Here is a 23616-nt window from a genome sequence, read left to right as displayed (position 1 = left end):
GGGCGGCGGCGACTGGTACGACGCGCTGCCGCTGCCCGACGGCGCCCTCGGCCTGGCCGTCGGCTCCGTCTGCGGCACCGGACCCAGCGCGCTCGCCGCCATGGGCCGGCTCCGCGCCTCCCTCCGGGCGTACGCGGTGATGGAGGGCGAGGACCCCGTCGCCGTCCTCTCCGACCTGGAGCTCCTGCTCCGGCTCACCGAACCCGCCCGCTCGGCGACCGCCCTCTTCGCGTACGCCGAGCCCGCACAGCGCCGGATCGTCCTCGCCGGCGCCGGACACGCCCCGCCGCTGGTCGTCGGCGACCACCGCACCGAGTTCGTCGAGACCTCGCTCTCGGCCCCGCTCGGGATGCTCTCCTGCTGGGAGGCGCCGAGCGTGGAGCTGTCCCTCGCACCCGGAGAAACGGTGCTTCTCTACACGGACGGGCTGCTGCGCCGTACCGGCGACGCCATGGACCGGGCCTTCGCGCGGCTCCACGCGGCCGCCGCGAGCGTGCCGAGGGCGGACCGGGACGACCCGGGCGCCGTCGCCGACCACGTCCTGCGGACCCTGCTCCCCGAGGGCCTGGACCGGGCCGTGGAGGGGGAGGACGTGGTCCTGCTCGCCGCGCGCTTCGAGTGAGCCGCGCCGTCGCGTGGCCTCCAATGGCCGGAGTGTGAGATTCCGGTAATGGGTCTTCCGGCCCTGGGCCCCCTTCCGTACGACCGTACGATGGTGGGGGTTCAGTGTCGTACCAAGAGGAGGCAGACCCGTGGCCGAGGAGCTCACCCCGGAGACCCCGGAAGAGACCGAGACCGAAGAGCAGGCGATCAAGCAGCGGAAGAACGGCCTGTACCCGGGCGTGTCCGACGAGCTCGCCGAGAACATGAAGTCCGGCTGGGCCGACACCGAGCTGCACGACCTCGCGCCGATCGCGCAGGCCGGCGAGACCGCCGCCCGCCGCGCCGCGCTCTCCGCCCGCTTCCCGGGCGAGCGCCTCGTGATCCCCGCCGGGAACCTGAAGACCCGGTCGAACGACACCGAGTACGCCTTCCGCGCCTCCACCGAGTACGCGTACCTCACCGGCGACCAGACGCAGGACGGCGTCCTCGTCCTGGAGCCCACGGCCGACGGCCACGAGGCCACGATCTACCTGCTGCCGCGCTCCAACCGCGAGAACGGCGAGTTCTGGCTCGACGGCCAGGGCGAGCTGTGGGTCGGCCGCCGCCACTCCCTCGCCGAGGCCGAGCAGCTCCTCGGCATCCCGGCCAAGGACGTCCGCGAGCTCGCCGACGCCCTCAAGGAGGCCACCGGCCCCGTCCGCGCCGTCCGCGGCCACGACGCCGGCATCGAGGCCGCGCTGACCGACAAGGTCACCGCCGAGCGCGACGAGGAACTCCGGATCTTCCTCTCCGAGGCCCGCCTCGTGAAGGACGCCTTCGAGATCGCCGAGCTGGAGAAGGCCTGCGCCTCCACCGCCCGCGGCTTCGAGGACGTCGTCAAGGTCCTCGACAAGGCCGAGGCCACCAGCGAGCGCTACATCGAGGGCACGTTCTTCCTGCGCGCCCGCGTCGAGGGCAACGACATCGGCTACGGCTCCATCGCCGCCGCAGGCCCGCACGCCTGCACCCTGCACTGGGTCCGCAACGACGGCCCGGTCCGCTCCGGCGACCTGCTGCTGCTCGACGCCGGCGTGGAGACCACCGAGCTCTACACCGCCGACATCACCCGCACCCTGCCGATCAACGGCCGGTACACCGAGATCCAGCGCAAGATCTACGACGCCGTGTACGAGGCGCAGGAGGCCGGCATCGCCGCGGTGAAGCCCGGCGCCGCCTACCGCGACTTCCACGACGCCGCCCAGCGCGTCCTCGCCGAGAAGCTCGTCGAGTGGGGCCTCGTCGAGGGCCCGGTCGAGCGCGTCCTGGAGCTCGGCCTCCAGCGCCGCTGGACCCTGCACGGCACCGGCCACATGCTCGGCATGGACGTCCACGACTGCGCCGCCGCGCGCACCGAGATGTACGTGGACACCACCCTGGAGCCGGGCATGTGCCTGACGGTCGAGCCCGGTCTGTACTTCCAGGCCGACGACCTGACCGTGCCGGAGGAGTACCGCGGCATCGGCGTCCGGATCGAGGACGACATCCTCGTCACGGAGGACGGCAACCGGAACCTCTCGGCCGCGCTGCCGCGCCACGCCGACGAGGTCGAGGCGTGGATGGCCGCGCTGAAGGGCTGATTCCCGCGTACGTTGGAACAGAAGGGCCCCCGCCGACCGACCGGCGGGGGCCCTTCCCCGTGCTCCGGCGGGGGTCCTTCCCCGTGCTCCGGGAGTTCACGCCATCAGCAGGGACGGGCTGTCCCGCCACTTCAGGATCTTGTCGAAGCTGACCACGGCACCGCCCCGGCCCGAGCGGTTGCCGAACTGGACGTGATCGGCCAGCTCCTCGATCAGACGCAGGCCACGGCCGTGCTCCGCCTCGTCCGAGGGGCGCGCGGGCGCCGCCGTCCCGGGAAAACCCGGGCCCGAGTCGGCGACCTCGATGCGGCAGGTCTCGCCGTCCAGGTACGCGGTCACCCGGTACGCCCCACCCCGTTCACGGGGACCACCCGCGCCGCCGTGCTCCACGGCGTTGGCACAGGCCTCGGTCAGCGCGACCGACAACTCGTACGACACGTCGGGATCGACGCCCGCCGTCTCCATCGTGCCCAGCAGAAGCCTTCGCGCGAGCGGCACGCTCGCGGCCTCGCGCCGCAGATGGAGTGACCACCAGATGCTCATGCTCCAGCCTCCCGGCAGCGGCTCGACATACCGATACGTATTGCCGGAGCGGACGCTCCGTAAGCGCGGGAAGCCGTCAAGAGCGCTCGTTCGGCGGATGCAGAGGGCGGGTGCGCCGGTGTATGTCACCGCGAAGCCGCTCAAGGACGACCTTCCGGACCTGCCGCATGGCGGTCTTGCGCGTGGTGCGATGATGGGCCCGCCATGACTGCCCCCGCGCTCGCTCCACGGCTGCTGAGGGCCGCGGTGTTCACCGCGGTCTGCGTCGTGCTGTCCGCGTTGGGACACGCCCTCGCCGCCTGCGCGGGCATCGCCCTGTGGACCGTCGTCGCCGGTTTCCTCGGTGTCTTCGGGGTCACCGTGCTCCTCGCCGGCCGTGAGCGTTCCCTCGGCTCCGTCGTCGGCGCCCTCGCCGGCGGGCAGCTCGGCCTGCACGTCCTCTTCGGGCTCGGACAGCGGCAGCTCGCCCTGAGCGACCAGGCCGACGACGCCCTCGTCCGGATGGCCGCCCGGCTGGTCTGCGGAGCGGGCACCGCCTCGCTCAGCCCCGCCGACGCCACCCGGATCATCACCGACGCCGGGCTCGACCCGGCCACCGCGCACGCCCACATGGGACACATGGCCACCGGGGCGACCGCGCCCGCCGGTGAGCTGCTGCCCGGCCTGCCCATGCTCCTCGGCCACCTCCTGGCCGCCCTGGCCACGGGCTGGCTGCTGCGCCGCGGCGACCGCGCCCTCGGCCGGCTCGTGGAGCTGTCCGAGCAGGGCGCGACGGAGCTCGCCGAGTGCGCCCTCGTGCGCTCCCTGCGGGCCGCGCTCCGTCTCGTACGGGCCCTGCTCGCCGGGCTGTCGGCGGCATCGCGCACCGGGCCGCGGCGGACCCCCCGTACCGCCTTCGACTCCTCGCCGCCGCCGGTGGCCGAGGCCCTTCAGCACACGGTGATCAGGCGCGGCCCCCCGGCCGCCGACTGCGTCCTCGCAGCCTGACGCGGACCGCTCGACAGGGGCGGGCCGCGCTCGTCCGCACGCCTGTGCGGGACTCCCGTCCCCGGGCGCGCCGGACTTCCGCATCCTTCACCGAACTTTCGAGCTTTCGAGCTTTCCGAGCTGGAGTGTCTTCTGCCATGAGCGTTTCCCGTGTCTCCGCCACCACCCGCGCCGCCCTCGCCGGCGGCATCGCCCTCTCCTCCGTGGTGCTGCTGTCCGGCACCGCCTTCGCGCACGTCAGCGTGCAGCCGCAGGGCGAGGCGGCCAAGGGCGGCTACGCGACCGTCAACCTCAAGGTCCCGAACGAGCGCGACAACGCCTCCACCGTGAAGGTCGAGGTCAACTTCCCGCTCGACCACCCGCTGGCCTCCGTCATGCCGCAGCCCGTCCCCGGCTGGAAGGCCGAGGTCACCAAGAGCAAGCTCGACAAGCCGCTGGAGATGCACGGCAAGAAGATCAACGAGGCCGTCTCCAAGGTCACCTGGACCGCCGACGGCTCGAAGATCGGCCCCGGCCAGTTCCAGCAGTTCCCGCTCTCCCTCGGCCAGCTGCCGGAGGACACCGACGAGCTGGTCCTCAAGGCGATCCAGACGTACGACAACAAGGAGGTCGTGCGCTGGATCGAGCCGCAGAAGGAGGGTGCTGAGGAGCCGGAGAACCCGGCCCCCGTCCTGAAGCTCTCCGCCGCCTCCGCCGACGAGGACCACCACGGCGGTGCGGCCCCGTCCGCCTCCGCCGGGTCCGACGAGAAGGCCGGTCACGACGACAAGACGGCCGACCACGAGGAGACCGCCGCTGCGTCCTCGGCGTCTTCGGCCACCGACACCACGGCCCGCGTCCTCGGTGTCGTCGGCATCCTCGTCGGCATCGCCGGCGTCGCCTTCGGCGTCCTCGCCGGCCGCCGCCGCTCGGCCTGACGGCCGCACCCTCACCCTCGCTCGTGATTCGAAAGAAGCACCATGTCTGAAGAGAAGACGCCCGGAACGGCGACGGCCACGGCCACGGCCCGTCCCGGGCGGCGCACGCCGCTCGTCATCGCCGCCGTCGCGATCGTCGCCGCGATCGGCATCACCGCCGCCGTCGGCCTCGGCGGCAACGACGAAAAGCCCGCGGGCTCCGGCTCCGCGGTCGCCGAGGTCGTCGGCGGCAGCGACAACACCAAGGCCGCCACCGTCCTCGACCGGCCGTTCACCAAGCCCGCGCTCGTCCTCACCGACACCAAGGGCCAGAAGTACGACCTGCGGGAGCGCACCAAGGGCAAGCCGACCCTCATCTACTTCGGCTACACGCACTGCCCCGACGTCTGCCCCCTGACGATGAGCAACATCGCCATCGCCAGGAAGCAGCTCTCCAAGGCCGACCAGGACAAGCTCCAGGTCGTCTTCGTCACCACCGACCCCGAGCGGGACACCTCCGCCGAACTCGCCAAGTGGCTGCCCGCCGCCGGCGACCCCTCCTTCACCGGCCTCACCGGCGACTTCTCCGCCATCCAGGCGGGAGCCCGGCAGATCGGCATCGGCATCGACCCGCCGACGAAGGACAAGGACGGCAACGTCGTCTCCATGCACGGAGCCCAGGTGATCGCCTTCTCGCCCACCACCGACCAGGGCTACGTCCTGTACGGCGAGGACGCGACCGTCGACGACTACGCCAAGGACCTGCCGAAGATCATCAAGGGGGAGAACCCGTGACCCGCCGCACCACCGCCCTGTCCGCCGCCGTGGCGCTCGCCGCCGCGCTCGCGCTGACCGGGTGCTCGTCCTCCGAGAGCAAGCCCGACCTGGAGGTCAGCGGCGCGTTCATGCCCCAGCCGGTGATGGACATGGCCGGCGGCTTCCTCACGATCAAGAACGACAGCGGCACCGCGGACAAGCTCACCTCCGTCACCAGCCCGCTCTCGGACGACATCACCATGCACGAGACGAAGAACCAGAAGATGCAGCAGGTGAAGGCCTTCGACATCCCCGCGAACGGCGAGCTCTCCCTGACGCGTGGCGGCAGCCACATCATGTTCATGGAGCTGAAGAAGACGCCGAAGCAGGGCGAGAAGGTCAGCATCGAGCTGCACTTCGAGAAGTCCGACCCCATCAAGGTCGACGTTCCCGTCGAAGCGCCCAACCACAACCCGCAGCAGCACTGAGCTCGTTGACGGAGTGACACACAGATGACAACCACCGCCCCGCGCCTCGGCAACGCCCTGGCCCGGCTGCTGATCCTCGCGGCCGCGCTGCTCGGCACGCTGCTCGCCGGCGCCGCACCCGCCTCCGCGCACGCGGCGCTCACCGGCAGCGACCCGAAGGACGGGGCGGTGGTCGCCACCGCCCCCAAGGAGGTCAACCTGACCTTCTCCGAACAGGTCGCCCTGAGCACCGACTCCATCCGGGTCCTCGACCCGGCGGGCCGACGGGCCGACACCGGCGAGATCCGCGATCTGTGCAGCGGTTCCGTCGTCCGGTACGGAGTGGGGCTCCGCGCCGGACTGCCCGACGGCACGTACACCGTGGCCTGGCAGGCCGTCTCGTCCGACAGCCACCCCGTCGCCGGTGCCTTCACCTTCTCCATCGGCGCCCCCTCCACGACCTCCGTCGCCCTGACCGACCAGGCGCCCGGCGGCGGCCTCGTCGGCGTCCTCTACGGCATCGCCCGCTACCTCTCGTACGCCGGATTCGCCGTCCTCGTCGGCGGCGGCGCCTTCGTCCTGGTCTGCTGGCCGCGCGGCGCGAGCGTCCGACCCGTCCAGCAGACGGTGGTCCGGGGCTGGCTGACCCTCACCGGCGCCACCCTCGCGCTGCTGCTCCTGCGCAGCCCGTACACCGGCTCCGGGAAGCTCTCCGACGCCTTCGACCTGGCGGGTCTGAAGACCGTCCTGGAGACGAAGACCGGCGCCGCGCTCACCTCCCGGCTGCTGCTGCTCGGCGCGGCCGCGCTCTTCGTGGCCGTCCTCTTCGGCGCCTACGCCCGGCGCACCGACCCGAAGGAGAAGAAGGACCTCGCCTTCGGACTCGGCCTCGGCGGCACCGTCGTCGCCGCCGGCATCGCCGGGACCTGGGCCCTGGCCGAGCACGCCTCGACCGGTCTGCAGCCCGGCATCGCCATGCCCGTCGACATCCTGCACCTCCTCGCCGTCGCCGCCTGGCTCGGCGGCCTCACCGTGCTGCTCGTCGCCCTCCACAAAGCGCCGTCCGTCGAGCGCTCCGCCGTCGAACGCTTCTCCAAGGTGGCCTTCGGCTCCGTGGCCGTCCTCGCGGCCACCGGGCTCTACCAGTCCTGGCGCCAGGTCGGTTCCTGGTCCGCCCTGACCGGGACCCGGTACGGCCAGCTGCTCCTGGTCAAGATCGGCCTCATGGCGGTCCTCGTCGGCATCGCCTGGATCTCCCGCCGCTGGACCCAGCGCCTGGCGGAGACGACGGCGCCGTCGACGCCGGCGGAAGAGGCCGTGAACGCGGACGAGGCCCCGGAGGCCGAGGCGCCCGAGGACGCCGAGGACGCGGACGCGGCCGACGAGGCCTCGGAGGCCGAGGAAGCCGACGAGGTCGACGAGGCCGACGAGCCCACGGAGGCCGCGGCCTCGGGAGGCCCCGCCGCAGCGGCCGTCGACCCCGTGCGGGCCGCACAGCTCGCCCGGCAGCGGGCCGCCGTCGCCACCGCCCGGCGCAAGCGGGAGCGGGACGCCGACCCCGAGCGGGCCGGTCTGCGCCGCTCGGTGCTGACCGAGGCCGCCGTCGCCGTCGTCCTCCTCGCCGTGACCACCGTCCTCACCTCGACCGAGCCCGGCCGCACCGAGGAGGAGGCCGGGCGGGCCACCTCCGCCTCCGGCCCGGCCGCCGTGCCCGACCGGCCCGTCGACATCCGGCTGCCCTTCGACACCGGCGGCGTCGACGGCAAGGGCGTCGTCCGTCTCAGCCTCGACCCCGGCCGCACCGGCTCCAACGCGCTCCACATCTTCGTCGAGCGCCCCAACGGCAAACCCCTTGACGTCCCCGAGATCAAGGTCGCCCTCACCCTGGAGGCGAAGAACGTGGGCCCGCTGCCCGTCGCCCCCGACCGGATCCAGACCGGACACTGGAGCGCGAGCGGCGTCCAGATCCCGATGCCGGGCGACTGGAAGATCCAGGTGACCGTCCGTACCTCCGAGATCGACCAGACCACCATCGACAAGAACGTGAAGATCGGCTGAAGCACGTGACCGACAGCGACAACCTCGACCTCTCCCGGCGGCGCCTGCTCGGCACCGTCGGCGCGGCGGGCGCCGCCGGCCTCGTCGCCGGCGCGGCCGGCGGCGCCGGGATCTCCGCGGCCCTGTCCGGCGACGACACCGCCGGTGCCGGAGCCGGTGGCGCCCCGGCCCTGACCACCGTCGGCTCGACCGCGGTGATGTTTCACGGGAAACATCAGGCGGGCATCACCACCCCCCTCCAGTCCCGCGGTCATCTGATCGCCTTCGACCTCGCCCCGGGCGCCGGCCGCAAGGAGGCCGCCGCCCTGCTGCGCCGCTGGTCGGCCACGGCGAAGGTGCTGATGTCGGGCAAGGCCCCGGCCGAGGACACGGGTGTCGCGCTCGACGCGGGCCCCTCCTCCCTCACGGTCACCTTCGGCTTCGGCCGTACCTTCTTCGACCGCACCGGACTCGCCTCTCGGCGGCCCGCCGCCCTCGACCCGCTGCCCGCCTTCTCCTCCGACGCCCTGGACCCCCGGCGCTCGGAGGGCGATCTGTGGGTGCAGATCGGCGCCGACGACGCGCTCGTCGCCTTCCACGCGCTGCGCGCGATCCAGAAGGACGCCGGAGACGCGGCCCGGGTGCGCTGGCAGATGAACGGCTTCAACCGCTCGGCCGGTGCCACCGCGAAGCCGATGACCGCCCGCAACCTGATGGGCCAGGTCGACGGCACGGGCAACCCGAAGCCCACCGACCCGGACTTCGACCGGCGGATCTTCGTCCCGGCCGGGTCCGGCGGCGCACCGGAGTGGATGGCCGGCGGCTCGTACGCGGTGGTGCGCCGGATCCGGATGCTGCTCGACGACTGGGAGAAGCTGCCTCTGGACCGGCAGGAGAAGGTCATCGGGCGCCGGAAGTCCGACGGTGCCCCGCTCACCGGCGGCTCGGAGACCACCGAGCTCGACCTGAACAAGCTCGGTCCTGACGGGAAGACGGTCATCCCGGACAACGCCCACTCCCGGATCTCCGCCCCCGAACAGAACGGCGGTGCGGCGATGCTGCGCAGGCCGTTCTCCTTCCACGACGGGATCGGTCCGGACGGGACGCCGGACGCGGGCCTCCTCTTCGTCTGCTGGCAGGCGGACCCGCTCCGGGGCTTCGTCCCGGTGCAGCGCAAGCTCGACCGGGGCGACGCGCTGTCCGCGTTCATCCGCCACGAGGCGAGCGGCCTGTTCGCGGTCCCGGGCGGCCCCGCCGAGGGCGAGTACGTGGGCCAGCGCCTCCTGGAGGCGTGACCACAGGGCCCGGAGCAGGCGGCGGCCGGGCCCGGGCGGGCCTCCGTCCGAGGGGTGAGAGGCCTCGCTCGGGCGGCCGCTCGCGGCGACGGCGAGCATTAGGGTGACGGTATGTCCGCCACCCGGTACACCTATCTCGGCCCCGAAGGCACCTTCACCGAAGCGGCGCTGCGCACGCTGCCCGAGGCCGCGACGCGGGAACTCGTCCCGATGGTCTCGGTCCCGGCCGCCCTCGACGCCGTACGGAACGGGGAGGCCGCCGCCGCGCTCGTCCCGATCGAGAACTCGGTCGAGGGCGGGGTGACCGCGACCCTGGACGAGCTGGCCTCCGGCGAGCCGCTGATGATCTACCGCGAGGTGCTCCTCCCGATCGCCTTCGCGCTGCTCGTCCGGCCCGGGACCAAGCTTTCGGAGATCAAGACGGTCACGGGCCATCCGGTGGCCCAGCCGCAGGTCCGGAACTGGCTGCGGGCCCACCTGCCCGAGGCGGTGTGGGAGTCGGCCGCCTCCAACGCGGACGGGGCGCGCCTGGTGCAGGAGGGCCGGTTCGACGCCGCCTTCGCGGGGGAGTTCGCTGCGGCGACCTACGGTCTTGAGGCGCTGGTCACCGAGATCCACGACGCGGAGAACGCCGAGACCCGGTTCGTGCTGGTGGGCCGCCCGGCCCGGCCCGCGGCTCCGACGGGCGCGGACAAGACCTCGGTGGTGCTGTGGCTGGGTGACGATCATCCGGGTGCCCTCCTCGAACTGCTCCAGGAATTCGCGGTGCGCGGGGTGAACCTGATGCTGATCCAGTCCCGGCCCACGGGAGCGGGGATCGGGAACTACTGCTTCGCCGTGGACGCCGAGGGCCATATCTCGGACCGGCGGGTGGGCGAGGCGCTGATGGGCCTGAAGCGGATCTGCCCCAAGGTGCGGTTCCTCGGCTCGTACCCGCGGGCGGGTGTGGCGGTCGAGGACGTGCGGGCGCTGCGGCGCGGGACTTCGGACGTGGAGTTCATGGAGGCCTCCGACTGGCTGGCGAGGGCCCAGGACGGTCGGGCCTGATCCGATGGTGGACGAACGCTCCCGGCGGTGTGAGCGTTCGTCCACAGGCACAAGCCACTAGTCCTACCTGCATACTTTTCAGTTACCCACAGAAGTTATCCACAGGACCACGTCAGACCTGGGGACAAGTCGACACCGCGCGGGGGCAAGGTCGACAAATCGGCCCACTCACCCGCCGTCCCTCCGTGCGTCATCCACAGCGCTTCACAGGCACCCTCGTCATCACTCTTCTGTCGACCCACTCGTTGGAGCGATCAATTCCCACCCAAATGAGTGCGTCAATGGTGTTTGATCACGGAATTCCCAGGCGCGATGAGGGAAATCCACGCGATCGGCTCCGTAGTCCACAGATCTTCCGCACAGCCTGTGGATAAGTGAATGCGGGGGCCTGGCGATCGCTCTTTCCCCAGGCCTCAATTCGGGCAAAACAACACGCGCACCTTTATCGGGTGGGGGCACGTGAACGCGCACCGGTAGCCTGGTGGGGTGATTGACCTTCGCCTGCTCCGTGAGGACCCCGACCGTGTTCGCGCCTCCCAGCGCGCCCGTGGAGAGGACGTCGGCCTCGTCGACGCCCTGCTCTCCGCCGATGAGCGGCGCAGGTCGTCCGGCGTCCGCTTCGACGAACTCCGCTCCGAGCAGAAGGCGCTCGGCAAGCTGATCCCCAAGGCCTCCCCCGAGGAGCGCGCCGAGCTCCTGCAGAAGGCGGAGCAGCTCAAGACCGACGTCAAGGCCGCCGAGGCCGAGCAGAACGAGGCCGACGAGACGGCCCGCGCCCTGCTCCTCCAGCTCGGCAACATCGTCCACACGGACGTTCCGGTCGGCGGCGAGGAGGACTTCGTCGTCCTGGAGACGCACGGCACCATCCGCGACTTCGCGGCCGAGGGCTTCGAGCCCAAGGACCACCTGGAGCTGGGCGAGGCGCTCGGCGCCATCGACGTCGAGCGGGGCGCCAAGGTCTCCGGCTCGCGCTTCTACTACCTGACCGGCGTCGGCGCGCTCCTGGAGCTCGCCCTGGTCAACGCGGCGATCGCCCAGGCCACCGAGGCCGGCTTCATCCCCATGCTGACCCCGGCGCTCGTCCGTCCGCGCGCCATGGAGGGCACCGGCTTCCTCGGCCAGGCCGCGGAGAACGTGTACCACCTGGAGAAGGACGACTACTACCTCGTCGGCACGTCCGAGGTGCCCCTCGCCGCGTACCACATGGACGAGATCATCGACGCCGACAAGCTTCCGCTGCGGTACGCGGGCTTCTCGCCCTGCTTCCGCCGCGAGGCCGGCACGTACGGCAAGGACACCCGCGGCATCTTCCGCGTCCACCAGTTCGACAAGGTCGAGATGTTCTCGTACGTCGCGCCCGAGGACGCGGAGAACGAGCACAAGCGGCTCCTGGAGTGGGAGAAGCAGTGGCTGACCTCCCTGGAGCTGCCGTTCCAGGTCATCGACGTCGCCACCGGTGACCTCGGCGCCTCCGCCTCCCGCAAGTTCGACTGCGAGGCGTGGATCCCGACGCAGGGCAAGTACCGCGAGCTGACCTCCGCGTCGAACTGCGACGGCTTCCAGGCCCGTCGCCTCTCCGTCCGCATGCGCGACGAGCAGGGCGGCAAGAAGACGGTGCAGCCGCTGGCCACCCTGAACGGCACGCTGTGCGCCGTACCGCGCACGATCGTGGCGATCCTGGAGAACCACCAGCTGGCCGACGGTTCGGTGCGGGTGCCCGAGGTACTCCGTCCGTACCTCGGCGGCCGTGAGGTCCTGGAGCCGATCGCCAAGTGAGCCCCTTCCCCTACCGCCTGGTCGCGACGGACCTCGACGGCACGCTGCTGCGGGCCGACGAGTCCGTCTCGGACCGCACGCGGGACGCCCTCGCCGCCGCGACGGCGGCGGGTGCCGCGCACATCGTGGTCACCGGCCGGGCGGTGCCCTGGACCCGGCACATCCTCGACGACCTCGGCTACCAGGGGATCGCGGTGTGCGGGCAGGGCGCGCAGGTCTACCACGCCGGTGAGCACCGGCTGCTGACCTCGCTGACCCTGGACCGGCAGCTCGCGGGGCTCGCCCTCTCCAAGATCGAGGCGGAGGTGGGCCCGCTGGCGCTGGCCGCCAGCCGCGACGGTCTGGACGGCGAGGTCCTGATGGGCCCCGGCTACCGGGCGCAGGAGGGGCCGCTGCCGTACGTGGCGTACGAGGACCCGGCGGAGCTGTGGTCGGCGCCGCTGACCAAGATGTACGTCCAGCATCCGACGCTGAGCGACGACGAGCTGACCCGGATCGCGCGGGAGACGGTCGGCGGGCTCGTGGACGTCGTCATGGCGGGGCCCGGCATCGTGGAGATCCTCCCGCTCGGTCTGAGCAAGGCGACCGGTCTGTCGCTCGCGGCGCGCCGGCTCGGCGTGAAGGCCGCGGAGACGATCGCCTTCGGCGACATGCCGAACGACATCCCGATGTTCGGCTGGGCGGCGCACGGCGTGGCCATGGGCAACGCGCACGAGGAGCTGCGGGCGGTGGCGGACGAGGTGACGGCCTCGAACGAGGAGGACGGCATCGCGGTCGTCCTGGAGCGCCTGCTCTCGGTCTGACCGTCCGGATTCCGTACGAAGGCCCGCTCCCCGGGGGGAGCGGGCCTTCGCGGGTTCACGGCCTCGCGCGGACCGAAGGTCCGCGCGCTCGAAGCGGCCGCGCCCGGGAGATCCCCCGTGTCCCCCGTGCAATCAGTGTGCGCCGGACGGACGTTCGGGTACCACTGGTTTTCCCGGGGGCGGTGGACACCGGGTCAGCGGGTAGCAGGCCAGGCCGATCGCGAGGGAGATCGCGTGGCCGAGGTCGGTGTACGTGCGGTCGGCGGCCAGCGGTACGAGGAAGAACGCGAGGACCGCGGCGAGGTAGAACCAGCGCCAGGGGTTCGGAAGCCGGTAGGTGAGGATCCCGGCGGAGGCGGCGAGGCCGTAGCTGACCCCGATGTCGACGACGTGGGCCATGCTGCGCGGCACGTCGTGGAGCCGGATGGCCACGAGGACCACCTGCTGGCTGATGAGCGTGGCCGCAATGTGGGCGGTGGCGACGGTGAAGAGCCATTTCGGAGTGCCCAGCCAGCGTTCCACGGGAGCGTGGAAGACCTCGAAGAGCACCGCGTACAGCAGCAGGTCGGCGGGGTTCTCGATCCAGAACGCGCTGCCGAGCAGGGCCCGCATCGGATGGTGCGCGAGCTGGTGGAGATTGCTGCTGTTGCGGTGGAGGAGATAGGTCTCCAGGCCGTGGGGGGCGAGCGCGATGACGAGGCTGGTGATCGCGATGACCGCCAGCCACACGTGCGTACCGGGTGACGAACACACCCACGACCTGATCGGCCGGGACGGTTCGCCACCCGGAGGGGTTTCGCCCGGAGGGGCTCCACCCGGAGAGGTTTTGCTCGGCACCTTTCAGTGCCTATCACCCGAAGCCGGGAGAAACCTCAGAAATTGATCATGTGTCCCGCAATACCGTGGATCGCTTCCTTCACGGCCTCGCCCAGGGTCGGGTGCGCGTGGACGTTCCGGGCGACCTCGTGGACCGTGAGGTCCCACTGCTGGGCCAGGGTCAGCTCGGGCAGCAGCTCGGTGACGTCGGGGCCGATCAGGTGGGCGCCGATGATCTCGCCGTACTTCGCGTCGGCGACGATCTTCACGAAGCCGGTGGCGTCGCCGAGGCCGTGCGCCTTGCCGTTCGCGACGAACGGGAACTTGGCGACCTTGACGTCGTAGCCCTTCTCGCGGGCCTGCGCCTCGGTCCAGCCGAAGCTGGCGATCTGCGGCTGGCAGTAGGTCGCGCGCGGGATCATCGGGTAGTCGAGCTCCATCGTCTCGGCGTCCCCGATGGTCTCGGCCGCGATGACGCCCATGGCCTCGGCGGTGTGCGCGAGCATCAGCTTCGCGGTGACGTCACCGATGGCGTAGATGTGCGGCACGGAGGTGCGGCAGCGGCCGTCGACGTCGATCGCGCCGCGCTCGGTGAGGGCGACACCGGTGTTCTCCAGGCCGTAGCCGGAGACGTTCGGCGCGAAGCCGATGGCCTGGAGGACCTTGTCGGCCTCCAGGACCTTCTGGACGCCGTCCTTGCCGGTGACGGTGACGCGGACCTGCGGGCCGGACTCGTCGATGGCCTCGACGCGGGTGGAGGTCAGGACGTCGATGCCGAGCTTGCGGTACTGCTTCGCCAGCTCCTTCGACACCTCCTCGTCCTCCAGCGGGGCGACCCGGTCGAGGAACTCGACGATCGTGACCTTGGTGCCGTAGTTGTTCAGCACGTACGCGAACTCGATGCCGATGGCGCCGGCGCCGGCGATGACGATCGACTTCGGGGCGTCCTCGGCGAGGATCTGCTGCTCGTACGAGACGACGCGGTCGCTCAGGGACGTGCCCGGCAGCAGGCGCGGGGAGGCGCCGGTGGCGATGATGCAGTTGTCGAAGGTGATCGTCTCCGAGGTGCCGTCGGCCTTGGCCACCTGGAGGGTGTTCGCGTCGAGGAAGGTGCCCCGGCCGTTGAACTCGGTGATCCCGTTCTTCTTCATCAGGAAGTGGACGCCCTTGACGCGGCCGTCCGCGACCGAGCGGCTGCGGTTGAACGCCTCGCGGTAGTCGAAGGTGACCGTGCCGTCGACCTTGATGCCGAAGGTCTTGGCCTCGTGGTTGAAGATGTGGGCGAGCTCGGCGTTGCGCAGCAGCGCCTTGGTGGGGATGCAGCCGACGTTCAGGCAGACACCGCCCCAGTACTTCTCCTCGACGACCGCGACCCGCTTGCCCAGCTGGGCGGCGCGGATGGCGGCGACGTAGCCGCCGGGGCCAGCTCCGAGTACGACGACGTCGAAGCGGTCTGACATGACTGACTCCCGAGGGTGGTGAGGGTGTTCGGCACACGTACGAGCCCACAGTAGTCCGGTCGCTGCGGCCCGGCCGGGGAGGCGAGGGAGGTCACTTGTAGGATGACTGGGCAACCGGGCGAATGAAGGATTTCCATGGCACTCAAGGCGGCGGGGCGGACCTCGCTGGTGGACTCCGTGGTGGAACAGCTGCGCACGCAGCTCACCGAAGGGGAGTGGGCGGTCGGCGACCGCATCCCGACCGAGCACGAACTCGCGCAGCAGCTCGGCGTGGGCCGCAACACCGTCCGCGAGGCGGTCCGGGTCCTCGTCCACGCCGGCCTCCTCGAGTCCCGGCAGGGCAACGGCACCTTCGTCCGGTCGACCGCCGACCCGGCCGCCGTGCTCCGCGGCGTCCGGCACGCGGGCGCGGCCGACGTCCTCGAACTCCGGATCGCCCTGGAGGCCGAGGCCGCCCGGCTCGCGGCCGCCCGGCGCGACGCCGACGACCTGGTGCGGCTGCGGGACGCCCTGACCACCCTGCGGGAGGAGGGCGACCGGGACGCGGACGCGGACCTCGCCTTCCACCTCGCGGTCGTCGGCGCGACGCACAACGCGGCCTTCGTCGAGGTGTACCGCTTCTTCTCCACGCAGGTGCACGAGGTCCTGGTGGAGGCCCTCGGCGACCGGGAGATGCCCCCGGTCGACATCGACGCCCACGAGGCCCTGGTGGTGGCCGTCGAGGCCGGTGATCCGGAGGCGGCGGAGCGGCAGGCCCGCGAGCTGCTGCGGGCGCCGATGGAGACGGTCGCGGCGCTGATGGAGCAGAACCGATGAGGACCGAGGAAGAGAACCGCGTGCTCGTCGACGCCGAGGCCGGGGTCCGGCGCTCGGCCGAGGGGGCGGCGGCCCGGCGCGCGCTGCTCGCGCACCCGGCGGTGCTCCTCGTCGGCATCGTCCTCGCCTCGCTGAACATGCGGGTCGCGCTCGCGAGCGTGGCCCCGCTGGTCGGCGAGATATCCGCCACCTTCGGGCTCTCGGCGACCGCGAGCTCGCTCGTGACCTCGGTACCGGTGCTGTTCCTCGGCGTGGGCGCGCTGGTGGCGCCGTGGCTCGGGCGCCGGTTCGGCGCCGAGCGCGTGCTGTTCACGGCGCTCCTGCTGCTCGGCGCCGGCATCCTCGCGCGCGTGCTGCCGTCCGTGTACGCCCTGTACGGCGGCGGGCTCCTCGTCGGCACCGCGATCGCCCTGCTCAACGTGCTGATGCCGGGCCTGATCAAGCGTGACTTCCCGGACCGCGCGGCCTCGATGACCTCGGTCTACACGGGCGCGATGATCGCCGGTGCGACGGCCGCCGCGGCGGCCGCGGTCCCCCTGGAGAAGGCTCTGGGCGGCGGCTGGGAAGCCTCTTTGGGCTTCTGGTCGCTGCTCGCCGCGGTCGCGGCCCTCGCCTGGCTCCCGCAGGTGCTGATCGCCCGCGGACGTACGGGACACGAGGTACGGGCCGTCCCGGCCGGCGGCGCCCGCCCGGTGAGCGTCTGGCGCTCGGCGCTGGCCTGGCAGGTCACCCTCTTCATGGGCCTGCAGTCGCTGTGGACGTACGTGCTGATCGCCTGGATGCCGACGATCTTCACCGACCACGGGATGAGCCGCTCCACGGCCGGCATGATCTTCGCCTTCAACAACCTGACCCAGGTCGCCGGCGCCTTCGCGGTGCCGCTGCTCGCCGGCCGGATGCGCAGCCAGCGCCCGCTGATCGTGCTGGTCACGACGCTGGTCGCGGCCGGTTACGCCGGGCTGATGGTGTCCCCCGTCGAGGGCGCCTGGCTCTGGTCGGCGCTCCTCGGCGTCGGCCAGGGCGGTGGCATCGGCCTCGCCCTGACCCTGATCGTGCTGCGCTCCGGGGACGCGGTGACCGCGGCCCGGCTGTCGGGGATGGCCCAGACGGTCGGCTATCTGATGGCCGCCGCNNCGCCCGCGACCGCACGGTCTGACGTTCCGCCCCGGAGGGCGTACGGTCTGACGTTCCGTCCGAGGGCGGCTACTCCTCGCCGGCCAGCTTCAGGGTGCGCAGCTTGTGGCCGGCGAACCAGGTGGCGCCGAGGGTGACGGCGACGAGCAGCACGGTCGCCGTCGGCAGGGCCACGTCCGAGTGGACCAGGCCGTCGCCGGTGACCTTCTCGGCGAGCGCGAGCGCCCACTGCTGGACGCTGAGGGTGCGGGCGCCGGAGATCAGGGAGCCGAAGAGCGCCTCCCAGACCAGGGCGTAGACGAGGCCGATCACCACGGCGTGCCGGCTCACCGTGCCGAGCAGCAGGAAGAGCGCGCTGTAGGCGATGGAGGCGACCAGCGCGGCGACCGTGTAGGCGACGGCGACCTGCTGCCCGTTCCCGTTCAGGATGAAGCCGGCGATCAGCGTCGGCACGGCCGAGAAGACCATGGTGACGGCGACGGCCACGTACAGCTTGGTGGTGATGATCGTCGTCCGCTTCACCGGCTTGGAGAGCAGGTAGACGATGGAGCCGTCGTCGATCTCCGGGCCGATCGCGCCCGTGCCGGCGATGACGCCGATCAGCGGGACCATCGTGGCGAGCCCGAAGCCGCCGAGGAGGTCGGCCGCGACCTGGTCGTCCGCGCCGTTGAGCACGCGGACGGCCGCGGCGATGACCAGGAGCAGGCCGGGCAGGAGGAAGAGGATCGCCGCGCGTCGGCGGCCGAGGAGGGCCCGGTAGGTGAGCCGGGCGACGGTGGGGTCGTACATCGGGGTCGTACTCCTTTCAGGCCGCGACGAGATACGAGAAGACGGATTCGAGGGACTCGTCCGAGGGCGAGACCGTGAGGAGCCGGATGCCCCGCTCCTTCGCGACCTTCGGCAGCAGCTCGGTGAACCGTCCGAAGTCGACGGCCTGGATCCGCAGTCCGCCGTCCACCGCGTCGACCTCGATGCCGGCCGTGGACGGGTCGGCGATCAGCGCGGCGGCGAGCGCCCGGTCGTCGCTGGAGTGGACCAGGTAGCGGTGCGGCCGGTCCGTCATCAGCCGACGGATCTTGCGGAAGTCGCCGGAGGCCGCGTGCCGTCCGGCCACGATCACCTCGATGTGGGAGGCGAGCTGCTCGACCTCCTCCAGGATGTGCGAGGAGAACAGGACCGTGCGGCCCTCGGCGCCCATCCGCCGCAGCAGGTCCATCAACTGCATGCGCTGGCGCGGGTCCATGCCGTTGAACGGCTCGTCGAGCAGCAGCACGGACGGCTCGTGGACGAGGGCGGAGGCCATCTTCACGCGCTGCCGCATGCCCTTGCTGTACGTGGCGATCTTCCGGTCCTGCGCGTACTCCATCTCGACGGTCGCCAGGGCCCGTTGGGCCTCCGCCGCGCCGAGGCCCTGGAGTTCGGCGTTGGCCACGACGAACTCGCGGCCGGTGAGGAAGTCGTACATCGCCTCCCGCTCGGGGACGACGCCGATGGAGCGGTAGACCGACTCGTTGCGCCAGACCGGCTGGCCGTCGAGGGTCACGCTGCCGGTGGAGGGGTCGAGGAAGCCGCCCATCATGTTGATGAGGGTGGACTTCCCGGCGCCGTTGGGGCCGAGGAGGCCGGTGACGCCGGGGCCGATCGACATCGTGATGTCGTTGACCGCCACCACGTTTCCGAACCAGCGCGAGACGTGGTCGATGTGCAAGGTACTCACAGTCCGACCTTTCGGTAGCGGCGCATCAGGATGCCGTAGCAGGCGGCGACGAGCGCGAGGACGGTCAGCAGGTAGACCACGCCCACGCCGGCGCCGACCTGCATCTCGCCGGGGAAGGAGGCGGGGGCGCCGAGGAAGGCGTTCTGCAGGCCGATGACGAGGGTGAGGGGGGAGAAGAGGCCGAGCCAGACGATGGAGCCGGTGTTCTCGGTGGCGTAGGAGATGCCCTGGAGGGTGGAGACCGCGCCGTAGGAGATGGTGAGGACGGCGATCACGGCGGCGACGCCGAAGCCGCGGCGCGGGGTGAGCGCGGCCATGACCAGGCCGATGCCGGCGAAGAGCACCGACAGGACCGCGACGGAGACGAGGCCCTGGCCGAACAGCTTGGCCTGCTCGGCGAAGTCCATCTTGGCCAGCATCGAGCCGATCCACATGATGAGCAGCGGGGTGACGGTGAGGACGAAGAGCGCCGAGGCCATCGCCGCGTACTTGGCGAGGACGTAGTCCACCCGCTCGATGGGGCGGGAGAAGTACAGCGGGACCGTCCGGAACCTCAGGTCGCGGGAGACCGACTGGGGGGCCTGGGAGGCCAGGAAGACGGCGATGACGAGCTGGAGGTAGACCGCGTACTGGGTGTACTCCATGAAGAGCTTGTCGGCCTTGGTGTACACCGAGATCGCGACGATGATCAGCGCGGGCGCGCACATCACCGCGAAGAGCAGCATCGGCAGCACCTTGGACTTGGCGCTGCGGCCCAGGCCGTACGCGCCGCGCAGCGACTGCGAGAACAGCGACCTGCGCGCGTACGCCCGGCCGAGGCGCGGGCCGTCGTAGGACCGGTAGCCGATGTTGTGGATCTGGGTCGTTTCGGGGGCCTGGGAGCTCATCGAGCCGGCACCTCCTCCTGGTCCTTCGCCTTGAAGACCTCGGCGATGTGGTGGCGGCGCTGCTCCATGCGGACGAGACCGAGGCCGAGGCCGGCGACGGTGTCCCGCACGAGGTCGTACGTCTCCTCGCCGGCCGCCTCCAGGAGCAGGATGTGGCCGGCGCCCGGCAGGCCGTCCTCCACGCCCGGGTGGAGGGTGACGCCGGCGGCGGCGAGGGCATCGCGCAGGGCGCCCGTGCCGTCGGGGTGACTGTCCGAGTCGGTGACCTCGACCGCGAGCGTCGTGGTGGTCCGGGTGAAGTCGCTGGTGGAGCTGGACCGCAGCAGCTTTCCGCCGTCGATGACGACGACGTGGTCGCAGGTCCGCTCCAGCTCGCCCAGGAGGTGCGAGGTGACGAGGACGGAGATCCCGAAGTCGGTCCAGACCCGGCGGATCAGGCCGAGCATCTCGTCCCGGCCGACCGGGTCGAGGCCGTTGGTCGGCTCGTCGAGGAGGACCAGCTTCGGGTCGTGGACCAGCGCCTGGGCGAGCTTCACCCGCTGCTTCATGCCCGTCGAGTAGCCGCCCATCGGGCGGTAGCGCTCCTCGTACAGGCCGACGTGGCGCAGGGTGTCGGCGGTCCGCTCGCGGGCGGCGGTCGCGGGCAGCCCGGACATCCGCGCCATGTGGACGACGAACTCGGTGGCCGAGACGTCCGGCGGGAGGCAGTCGTGCTCGGGCATGTACCCGACGCGCTCACGGATCTCGGGGCCGTGCGTCCGGACGTCGAGGCCCAGGACTTGGGCGCTGCCCTCCGTGGCGGGGGAGAGTCCGAGCAGGATTTTGATCATCGTGGACTTACCGGCTCCGTTGGCACCCACAAGTCCGGTCACACCGGGCCCGATGTCCAGGGAGAGCCGGTCGAGAGCGGTCACCCGGGGGAACCGCTTGCTGAGGCTTTCGGTGGCGATCACAGTCACGCTTCGACGGTAGTGGCGTGCGCTACAGCAGTCGTCAGCCCAACGGCTCGATCCTTCTCCCACTTCAGGAGTACAAGCCCGTAGGGGCGTCGAGACGAAAGTCTTTCTCCCCAGGCCGGCGGTCGGTCTTCCCACCGGCTTCCCACCGGCTTCCCACCGGCTTTCCCCCGTCTTCCCACCGTCTTTCCGCCGGACTTTTCCACAGGCCGCTGTCCGACCCCTTGACTCAGCCGCCGGGCATTGTCACATTCATCGGTGTCAAGTTACGGACGCGTAGCGCAGCCGGGCGCTCACACGGGACGGCGGGTGGCATGGCCTCAGCAGTGACAGGCGAACTCTCCGCGGAGCTGCGGGGGTTCAGGGAAGTACAGCGGCTCTCGTACGAGTGCGCGGAAGCCGTCGCGGCCCAGCTCAAGCCGGGCGTGACCGAGCGCGAGGCCGCCCGGATGCAGCGGGAGTGGCTGTACGAGCGGGGGGTTCGGGACTGGTTCCACCGGCCGTTCGCCTGGTTCGGGGACCGCACGGCCTTCGTGGACTTCAGGATCCCGCTGCAGTTCTTCCCCACGAACCGGCGGCTTGAGGCGGGGATGCCCTTCATCCTCGACATGGCGCCGGTCTACAAGGGGTACACGGCCGACATCGGCTACAGCGGCTGCCTGGGCCTCAACCCCCTGCACGACAAGCTGCTAGCCGACCTGGAGGCCCACCGCGAGCTGATCCTGCGCGAGGTGCGCGAGCGCCGCACGCTGCGCGAGATATACGAGGACGTGGACCGGCTCATGGTCCGCCAGGGGTACGCGAACCGGCACCGGGCCTATCCCTTCGGCGTCATCGCCCACAAGATCGACCGGGTGAAGGAGCGCCGCTGGGCGCCGACGCTCTTCGGCTTCGGCACCCAGTCGCTCAAGGGCCTGGCGAGCGACGCCGTGCACGGTCACCGGGACGGCTGGTCGCCGCTCTGGTCGCCGTACAAGTTCTCCGACCACCCGCCCGTGCCCGGGCTGTGGGCGGTCGAGCCGCACCTCGGGTTCCGGGGGACGGGCGCGAAGTTCGAGGAGATCCTGGTCGTCACCGACTCCCGGGACCCCGAGCAGAGCGCATTCTGGCTGGACGACGATCTGCCGCACGTGCGGCGCTGGAACGAAGGGGCGGTCTGATGGCGGGAATCGCGGAGCTCACCGCGGCGCGGGAGCGCTGGGTCCGGACGGGCGGGATCGAGCTGTGCGTCGCCGAGCTCGGCGACACGGACCGGCCGACCGTCCTCCTCGTGCACGGGTACCCGGACTCCAAGGAGGTGTGGTCGGAGGTCGCGACGCGCCTCGCCGAGGAGTTCCACGTCGTGCTGTACGACGTCCGGGGCCACGGCCGGTCGACGGCCCCGGCACCGCTGCGCGGCGGCTTCACCCTGGAGAAGCTGACGGACGACTTCCTCGCGGTCGCCGACGCCGTCAGCCCGGACCGGCCGGTCCACCTCGTCGGCCACGACTGGGGTTCGGTGCAGTCCTGGGAGTTCGCCACCGTGCGGCGCACCGAGGGCCGGATCGCCTCCTTCACCTCGATGTCGGGTCCCTCGCTCGACCACTTCGGGCACTGGATCAAGCAGCGGATGACCCGGCCCACCCCGCGCCGGGTCGGGCAGCTCCTCGGCCAGGGCGCCAAGTCCTGGTACGTGTACATGCTGCACACGCCCGTGCTGCCGGAGCTCGCCTGGCGCGGGCCGCTCGGCAAGCGCTGGCCGAAGCTCCTGGAGCGGATGGAGAAGGTCCCGGCCGGCGACTACCCGACGCCCTCCCTGCCGAGCGACGCGGCGCACGGCGCCTGGCTCTACCGGGACAACGTCCGGGCCCGGCTCGGCAGGCCGCGTCCCGACGCGTACGCGCACGTGCCCGTGCAGCTGATCACGCCGACCGGTGACGCCTTCCTCTCCGAGCGGCTCTACGACGACCTGGGCACCTGGGTGCCGGACCTGACCCGGCGCACCCTGCCCGCCAAGCACTGGGTGCCGCGCACCCGGCCGGACCAGCTGTCGGCCTGGATCGCCGAGTTCGTCCGGGCCAACGAGGACGCGGCCACCAAGGCGCCGAAGCCGCTGGCGGCGACGGCGGCGAAGAGCGGGGTGAAGCCGGAGTACGCGGAGCGGTTCGGCGGGCAGCTGGTCCTGGTCACCGGGGCGGCCAGCGGCATCGGCCGGGCCACCGCCTTCGCGTTCGCGGAGGCCGGTGCCCGGGTGGTGGCCGTGGACCGGGACGCCGAGGGCGCGGCCCGCACGGCCGAGATGGCGCGCCTGATCGGCGCCCCGGAGGCCTGGGGCGAGGTGGTCGACGTCGCCGACGAGGAGGCGATGGAGAAGCTGGCCGCGAAGGTGGCGGACGAGTACGGCGTCGTCGACGTCCTGGTCAACAACGCGGGCATCGGGCTCACGGGTTCCTTCTTCGAGACCTCGGCCGAGGAGTGGAAGAAGGTCCTGGACGTCAACCTGTGGGGCGTGATCCACGGCTGCCGGTTCTTCGGTGCGCAGATGACCGCGCGCGGTCAGGGCGGCCACATCGTCAACACCGCGTCGGCGGCGGCCTTCCAGCCCTCCCGGGCGCTGCCCGCGTACAGCACGTCGAAGGCGGCGGTGCTGATGCTCAGCGAGTGCCTGCGGGCCGAACTGGCGGACCAGGGCATCGGGGTGTCGGCGATATGCCCCGGCATCGTCAACACCAACATCACGGCGACCGCGCGGTTCGCCGGGGTCACGGACGCGGCGGAGGAGAAGCGGCGGCAGCAGAAGGCCTCCCGTCTTTACGGTCTGCGGAACTACCCGCCGGAGAAGGTCGCGGACGCGATCCTGGGGGCGGTCCTGCACGACCGGGCCGTCGTCCCGGTGACCCCCGAGGCCCGGGGCGCCCACTTCCTGTCCCGGCTCAGCCCGGGAGCCCTGCGGGCCCTGGCCCGCTGGCAGCCGCCGGCGTAGACGGCCGGGGCCGGGCCACGACCGGGGCCGGGCCACGACCGG

Annotated in this window: 22 protein-coding genes; 15 read left to right on the top strand and 7 right to left on the bottom strand. The window is 71.6% G+C overall.

The window, feature by feature from the left end; genetic code table 11:
* Both CCN56_RS20740 and CCN56_RS20735 read left to right on the top strand, forming a co-directional pair.
* Positions 1–622: PP2C family protein-serine/threonine phosphatase (locus tag CCN56_RS20740; RefSeq protein ID WP_143664582.1), on the top strand; the 622-nt coding region annotated here is incomplete at its 5' end.
* Between the two features lie 130 nt (positions 623–752).
* Positions 753–2219 carry an aminopeptidase P family protein gene (locus CCN56_RS20735; RefSeq protein WP_086828914.1) on the top strand — a complete coding sequence of 489 codons (1467 nt, stop codon included), beginning with the start codon at positions 753–755 and terminating at the stop codon, positions 2217–2219.
* A 96-nt stretch (positions 2220–2315) separates the two neighbouring features.
* Here CCN56_RS20735 and CCN56_RS20730 read toward each other — a convergent pair whose 3' ends face one another.
* A complete protein-coding gene (locus CCN56_RS20730) occupies positions 2316–2762 on the bottom strand; it encodes an ATP-binding protein (RefSeq protein ID WP_086828912.1) in 447 nt (148 codons plus the stop codon).
* Between the two features lie 204 nt (positions 2763–2966).
* Between CCN56_RS20730 and CCN56_RS20725 the strand changes: the two genes are divergently transcribed.
* The 9 genes from CCN56_RS20725 to CCN56_RS20685 all read left to right on the top strand — a co-directional run bounded on the left by CCN56_RS20725 (position 2967) and on the right by CCN56_RS20685 (position 12826).
* The gene (locus tag CCN56_RS20725) at positions 2967–3749 is read left to right on the top strand and encodes a hypothetical protein (RefSeq protein WP_086828910.1); all 783 of its coding nucleotides are present in this window, start codon (positions 2967–2969) and stop codon (positions 3747–3749) included.
* A 137-nt stretch (positions 3750–3886) separates the two neighbouring features.
* On the top strand, positions 3887–4666 hold the full coding sequence (locus CCN56_RS20720) for a YcnI family protein (protein ID WP_086828908.1): 780 nt from the start codon (positions 3887–3889) through the stop codon (positions 4664–4666).
* Positions 4667–4708: 42 nt separating this feature from the next.
* Positions 4709–5440 carry an SCO family protein gene (locus tag CCN56_RS20715; RefSeq protein WP_179199920.1) on the top strand — a complete coding sequence of 244 codons (732 nt, stop codon included), beginning with the start codon at positions 4709–4711 and terminating at the stop codon, positions 5438–5440.
* Positions 5437–5889: a copper chaperone PCu(A)C gene (locus CCN56_RS20710; RefSeq protein WP_086828906.1), complete on the top strand. Its 453-nt coding sequence runs from the start codon at positions 5437–5439 to the stop codon at positions 5887–5889. The genes CCN56_RS20715 and CCN56_RS20710 overlap by 4 nt, the downstream gene beginning before the upstream one ends.
* Before the next feature lie 24 nt (positions 5890–5913).
* On the top strand, positions 5914–7926 hold the full coding sequence (locus tag CCN56_RS20705) for a copper resistance protein CopC (RefSeq protein WP_086828904.1): 2013 nt from the start codon (positions 5914–5916) through the stop codon (positions 7924–7926).
* 5 nt (positions 7927–7931) lie between these two features.
* A complete protein-coding gene (efeB, locus tag CCN56_RS20700; protein ID WP_086828902.1) occupies positions 7932–9200 on the top strand; it encodes an iron uptake transporter deferrochelatase/peroxidase subunit in 1269 nt (422 codons plus the stop codon).
* A 111-nt stretch (positions 9201–9311) separates the two neighbouring features.
* Positions 9312–10247, top strand: coding sequence for a prephenate dehydratase (gene pheA / locus CCN56_RS20695; protein WP_086828900.1), 936 nt, complete (start codon positions 9312–9314; stop codon positions 10245–10247).
* Positions 10248–10733: 486 nt separating this feature from the next.
* Positions 10734–12023 (top strand): serine--tRNA ligase, encoded by a 1290-nt coding sequence (serS, locus tag CCN56_RS20690; RefSeq protein ID WP_086828899.1) that lies wholly within the window; start codon positions 10734–10736, stop codon positions 12021–12023.
* Complete coding sequence (locus tag CCN56_RS20685; protein WP_086828897.1) at positions 12020–12826, top strand: HAD family hydrolase; 807 nt, start codon at positions 12020–12022, stop codon at positions 12824–12826. Before serS ends, CCN56_RS20685 begins: the two co-directional genes overlap by 4 nt.
* 132 nt (positions 12827–12958) lie before the next feature.
* On the opposite strand, the gene CCN56_RS20680 is transcribed toward CCN56_RS20685, so the two are convergent.
* Positions 12959–13591, bottom strand: coding sequence for a rhomboid-like protein (locus CCN56_RS20680; protein ID WP_256962065.1), 633 nt, complete (start codon positions 13589–13591; stop codon positions 12959–12961).
* Positions 13592–13698: 107 nt separating this feature from the next.
* Positions 13699–15102, bottom strand: a complete 1404-nt coding sequence (gene lpdA / locus CCN56_RS20675) for a dihydrolipoyl dehydrogenase (RefSeq protein WP_041130240.1) — start codon at positions 15100–15102, stop codon at positions 13699–13701.
* Between the two features lie 135 nt (positions 15103–15237).
* Between lpdA and CCN56_RS20670 the strand changes: the two genes are divergently transcribed.
* On the top strand, positions 15238–15918 hold the full coding sequence (locus CCN56_RS20670; protein WP_086828894.1) for a FadR/GntR family transcriptional regulator: 681 nt from the start codon (positions 15238–15240) through the stop codon (positions 15916–15918).
* Positions 15915–17189: an MFS transporter gene (locus CCN56_RS20665; RefSeq protein ID WP_256962064.1), complete on the top strand. Its 1275-nt coding sequence runs from the start codon at positions 15915–15917 to the stop codon at positions 17187–17189. Before CCN56_RS20670 ends, CCN56_RS20665 begins: the two co-directional genes overlap by 4 nt.
* Here CCN56_RS20665 and CCN56_RS20660 read toward each other — a convergent pair.
* The 4 genes from CCN56_RS20660 to CCN56_RS20645 are packed head-to-tail and all read right to left on the bottom strand — an operon-like array spanning position 17122 to position 20609.
* Positions 17122–17841, bottom strand: a complete 720-nt coding sequence (locus CCN56_RS20660) for an ABC transporter permease (protein WP_086828892.1) — start codon at positions 17839–17841, stop codon at positions 17122–17124. The genes CCN56_RS20665 and CCN56_RS20660 overlap by 68 nt on opposite strands.
* Positions 17842–17857: 16 nt before the next feature.
* A complete protein-coding gene (locus CCN56_RS20655; protein WP_086828890.1) occupies positions 17858–18769 on the bottom strand; it encodes an ABC transporter ATP-binding protein in 912 nt (303 codons plus the stop codon).
* A complete protein-coding gene (locus tag CCN56_RS20650; RefSeq protein WP_086828888.1) occupies positions 18766–19656 on the bottom strand; it encodes an ABC transporter permease in 891 nt (296 codons plus the stop codon). Before CCN56_RS20650 ends, CCN56_RS20655 begins: the two co-directional genes overlap by 4 nt.
* Complete coding sequence (locus CCN56_RS20645) at positions 19653–20609, bottom strand: ABC transporter ATP-binding protein (RefSeq protein ID WP_086828886.1); 957 nt, start codon at positions 20607–20609, stop codon at positions 19653–19655. The genes CCN56_RS20650 and CCN56_RS20645 overlap by 4 nt, the downstream gene beginning before the upstream one ends.
* Before the next feature lie 317 nt (positions 20610–20926).
* Here CCN56_RS20645 and CCN56_RS20640 point away from each other — a divergent pair, with 317 nt between their 5' ends.
* Positions 20927–21772, top strand: coding sequence for a M24 family metallopeptidase (locus tag CCN56_RS20640; protein ID WP_107484190.1), 846 nt, complete (start codon positions 20927–20929; stop codon positions 21770–21772).
* Positions 21772–23574: an SDR family oxidoreductase gene (locus tag CCN56_RS20635; RefSeq protein ID WP_086828885.1), complete on the top strand. Its 1803-nt coding sequence runs from the start codon at positions 21772–21774 to the stop codon at positions 23572–23574. Before CCN56_RS20640 ends, CCN56_RS20635 begins: the two co-directional genes overlap by 1 nt.
* Positions 23575–23616: the final 42 nt, after the last annotated feature.

The organism is Streptomyces sp. NRRL B-24572, assembly GCF_002156145.1.
Classification (GTDB): Bacteria; Actinomycetota; Actinomycetes; order Streptomycetales; family Streptomycetaceae; genus Streptomyces; species Streptomyces vietnamensis.
Note: the sequence above shows the minus strand (reverse complement) of the source record. Positions and strands in the feature narration are given on the sequence as shown.

Coding starts and splice junctions, on each gene's coding strand:
- CCN56_RS20725 (WP_086828910.1), top strand. CDS start 2,967: ATGACTGCCCCCGCGCTCGCTCCACGGCTGCTGAGGGCCGCGGTGTTC.
- CCN56_RS20705 (WP_086828904.1), top strand. CDS start 5,914: ATGACAACCACCGCCCCGCGCCTCGGCAACGCCCTGGCCCGGCTGCTG.
- CCN56_RS20640 (WP_107484190.1), top strand. CDS start 20,927: ATGGCCTCAGCAGTGACAGGCGAACTCTCCGCGGAGCTGCGGGGGTTC.
- CCN56_RS20720 (WP_086828908.1), top strand. CDS start 3,887: ATGAGCGTTTCCCGTGTCTCCGCCACCACCCGCGCCGCCCTCGCCGGC.
- lpdA (WP_041130240.1), bottom strand. CDS start 15,102: ATGTCAGACCGCTTCGACGTCGTCGTACTCGGAGCTGGCCCCGGCGGC.
- CCN56_RS20660 (WP_086828892.1), bottom strand. CDS start 17,841: ATGTACGACCCCACCGTCGCCCGGCTCACCTACCGGGCCCTCCTCGGC.
- CCN56_RS20715 (WP_179199920.1), top strand. CDS start 4,709: ATGTCTGAAGAGAAGACGCCCGGAACGGCGACGGCCACGGCCACGGCC.
- CCN56_RS20650 (WP_086828888.1), bottom strand. CDS start 19,656: ATGAGCTCCCAGGCCCCCGAAACGACCCAGATCCACAACATCGGCTAC.
- CCN56_RS20635 (WP_086828885.1), top strand. CDS start 21,772: ATGGCGGGAATCGCGGAGCTCACCGCGGCGCGGGAGCGCTGGGTCCGG.
- CCN56_RS20670 (WP_086828894.1), top strand. CDS start 15,238: ATGGCACTCAAGGCGGCGGGGCGGACCTCGCTGGTGGACTCCGTGGTG.
- CCN56_RS20730 (WP_086828912.1), bottom strand. CDS start 2,762: ATGAGCATCTGGTGGTCACTCCATCTGCGGCGCGAGGCCGCGAGCGTG.
- pheA (WP_086828900.1), top strand. CDS start 9,312: ATGTCCGCCACCCGGTACACCTATCTCGGCCCCGAAGGCACCTTCACC.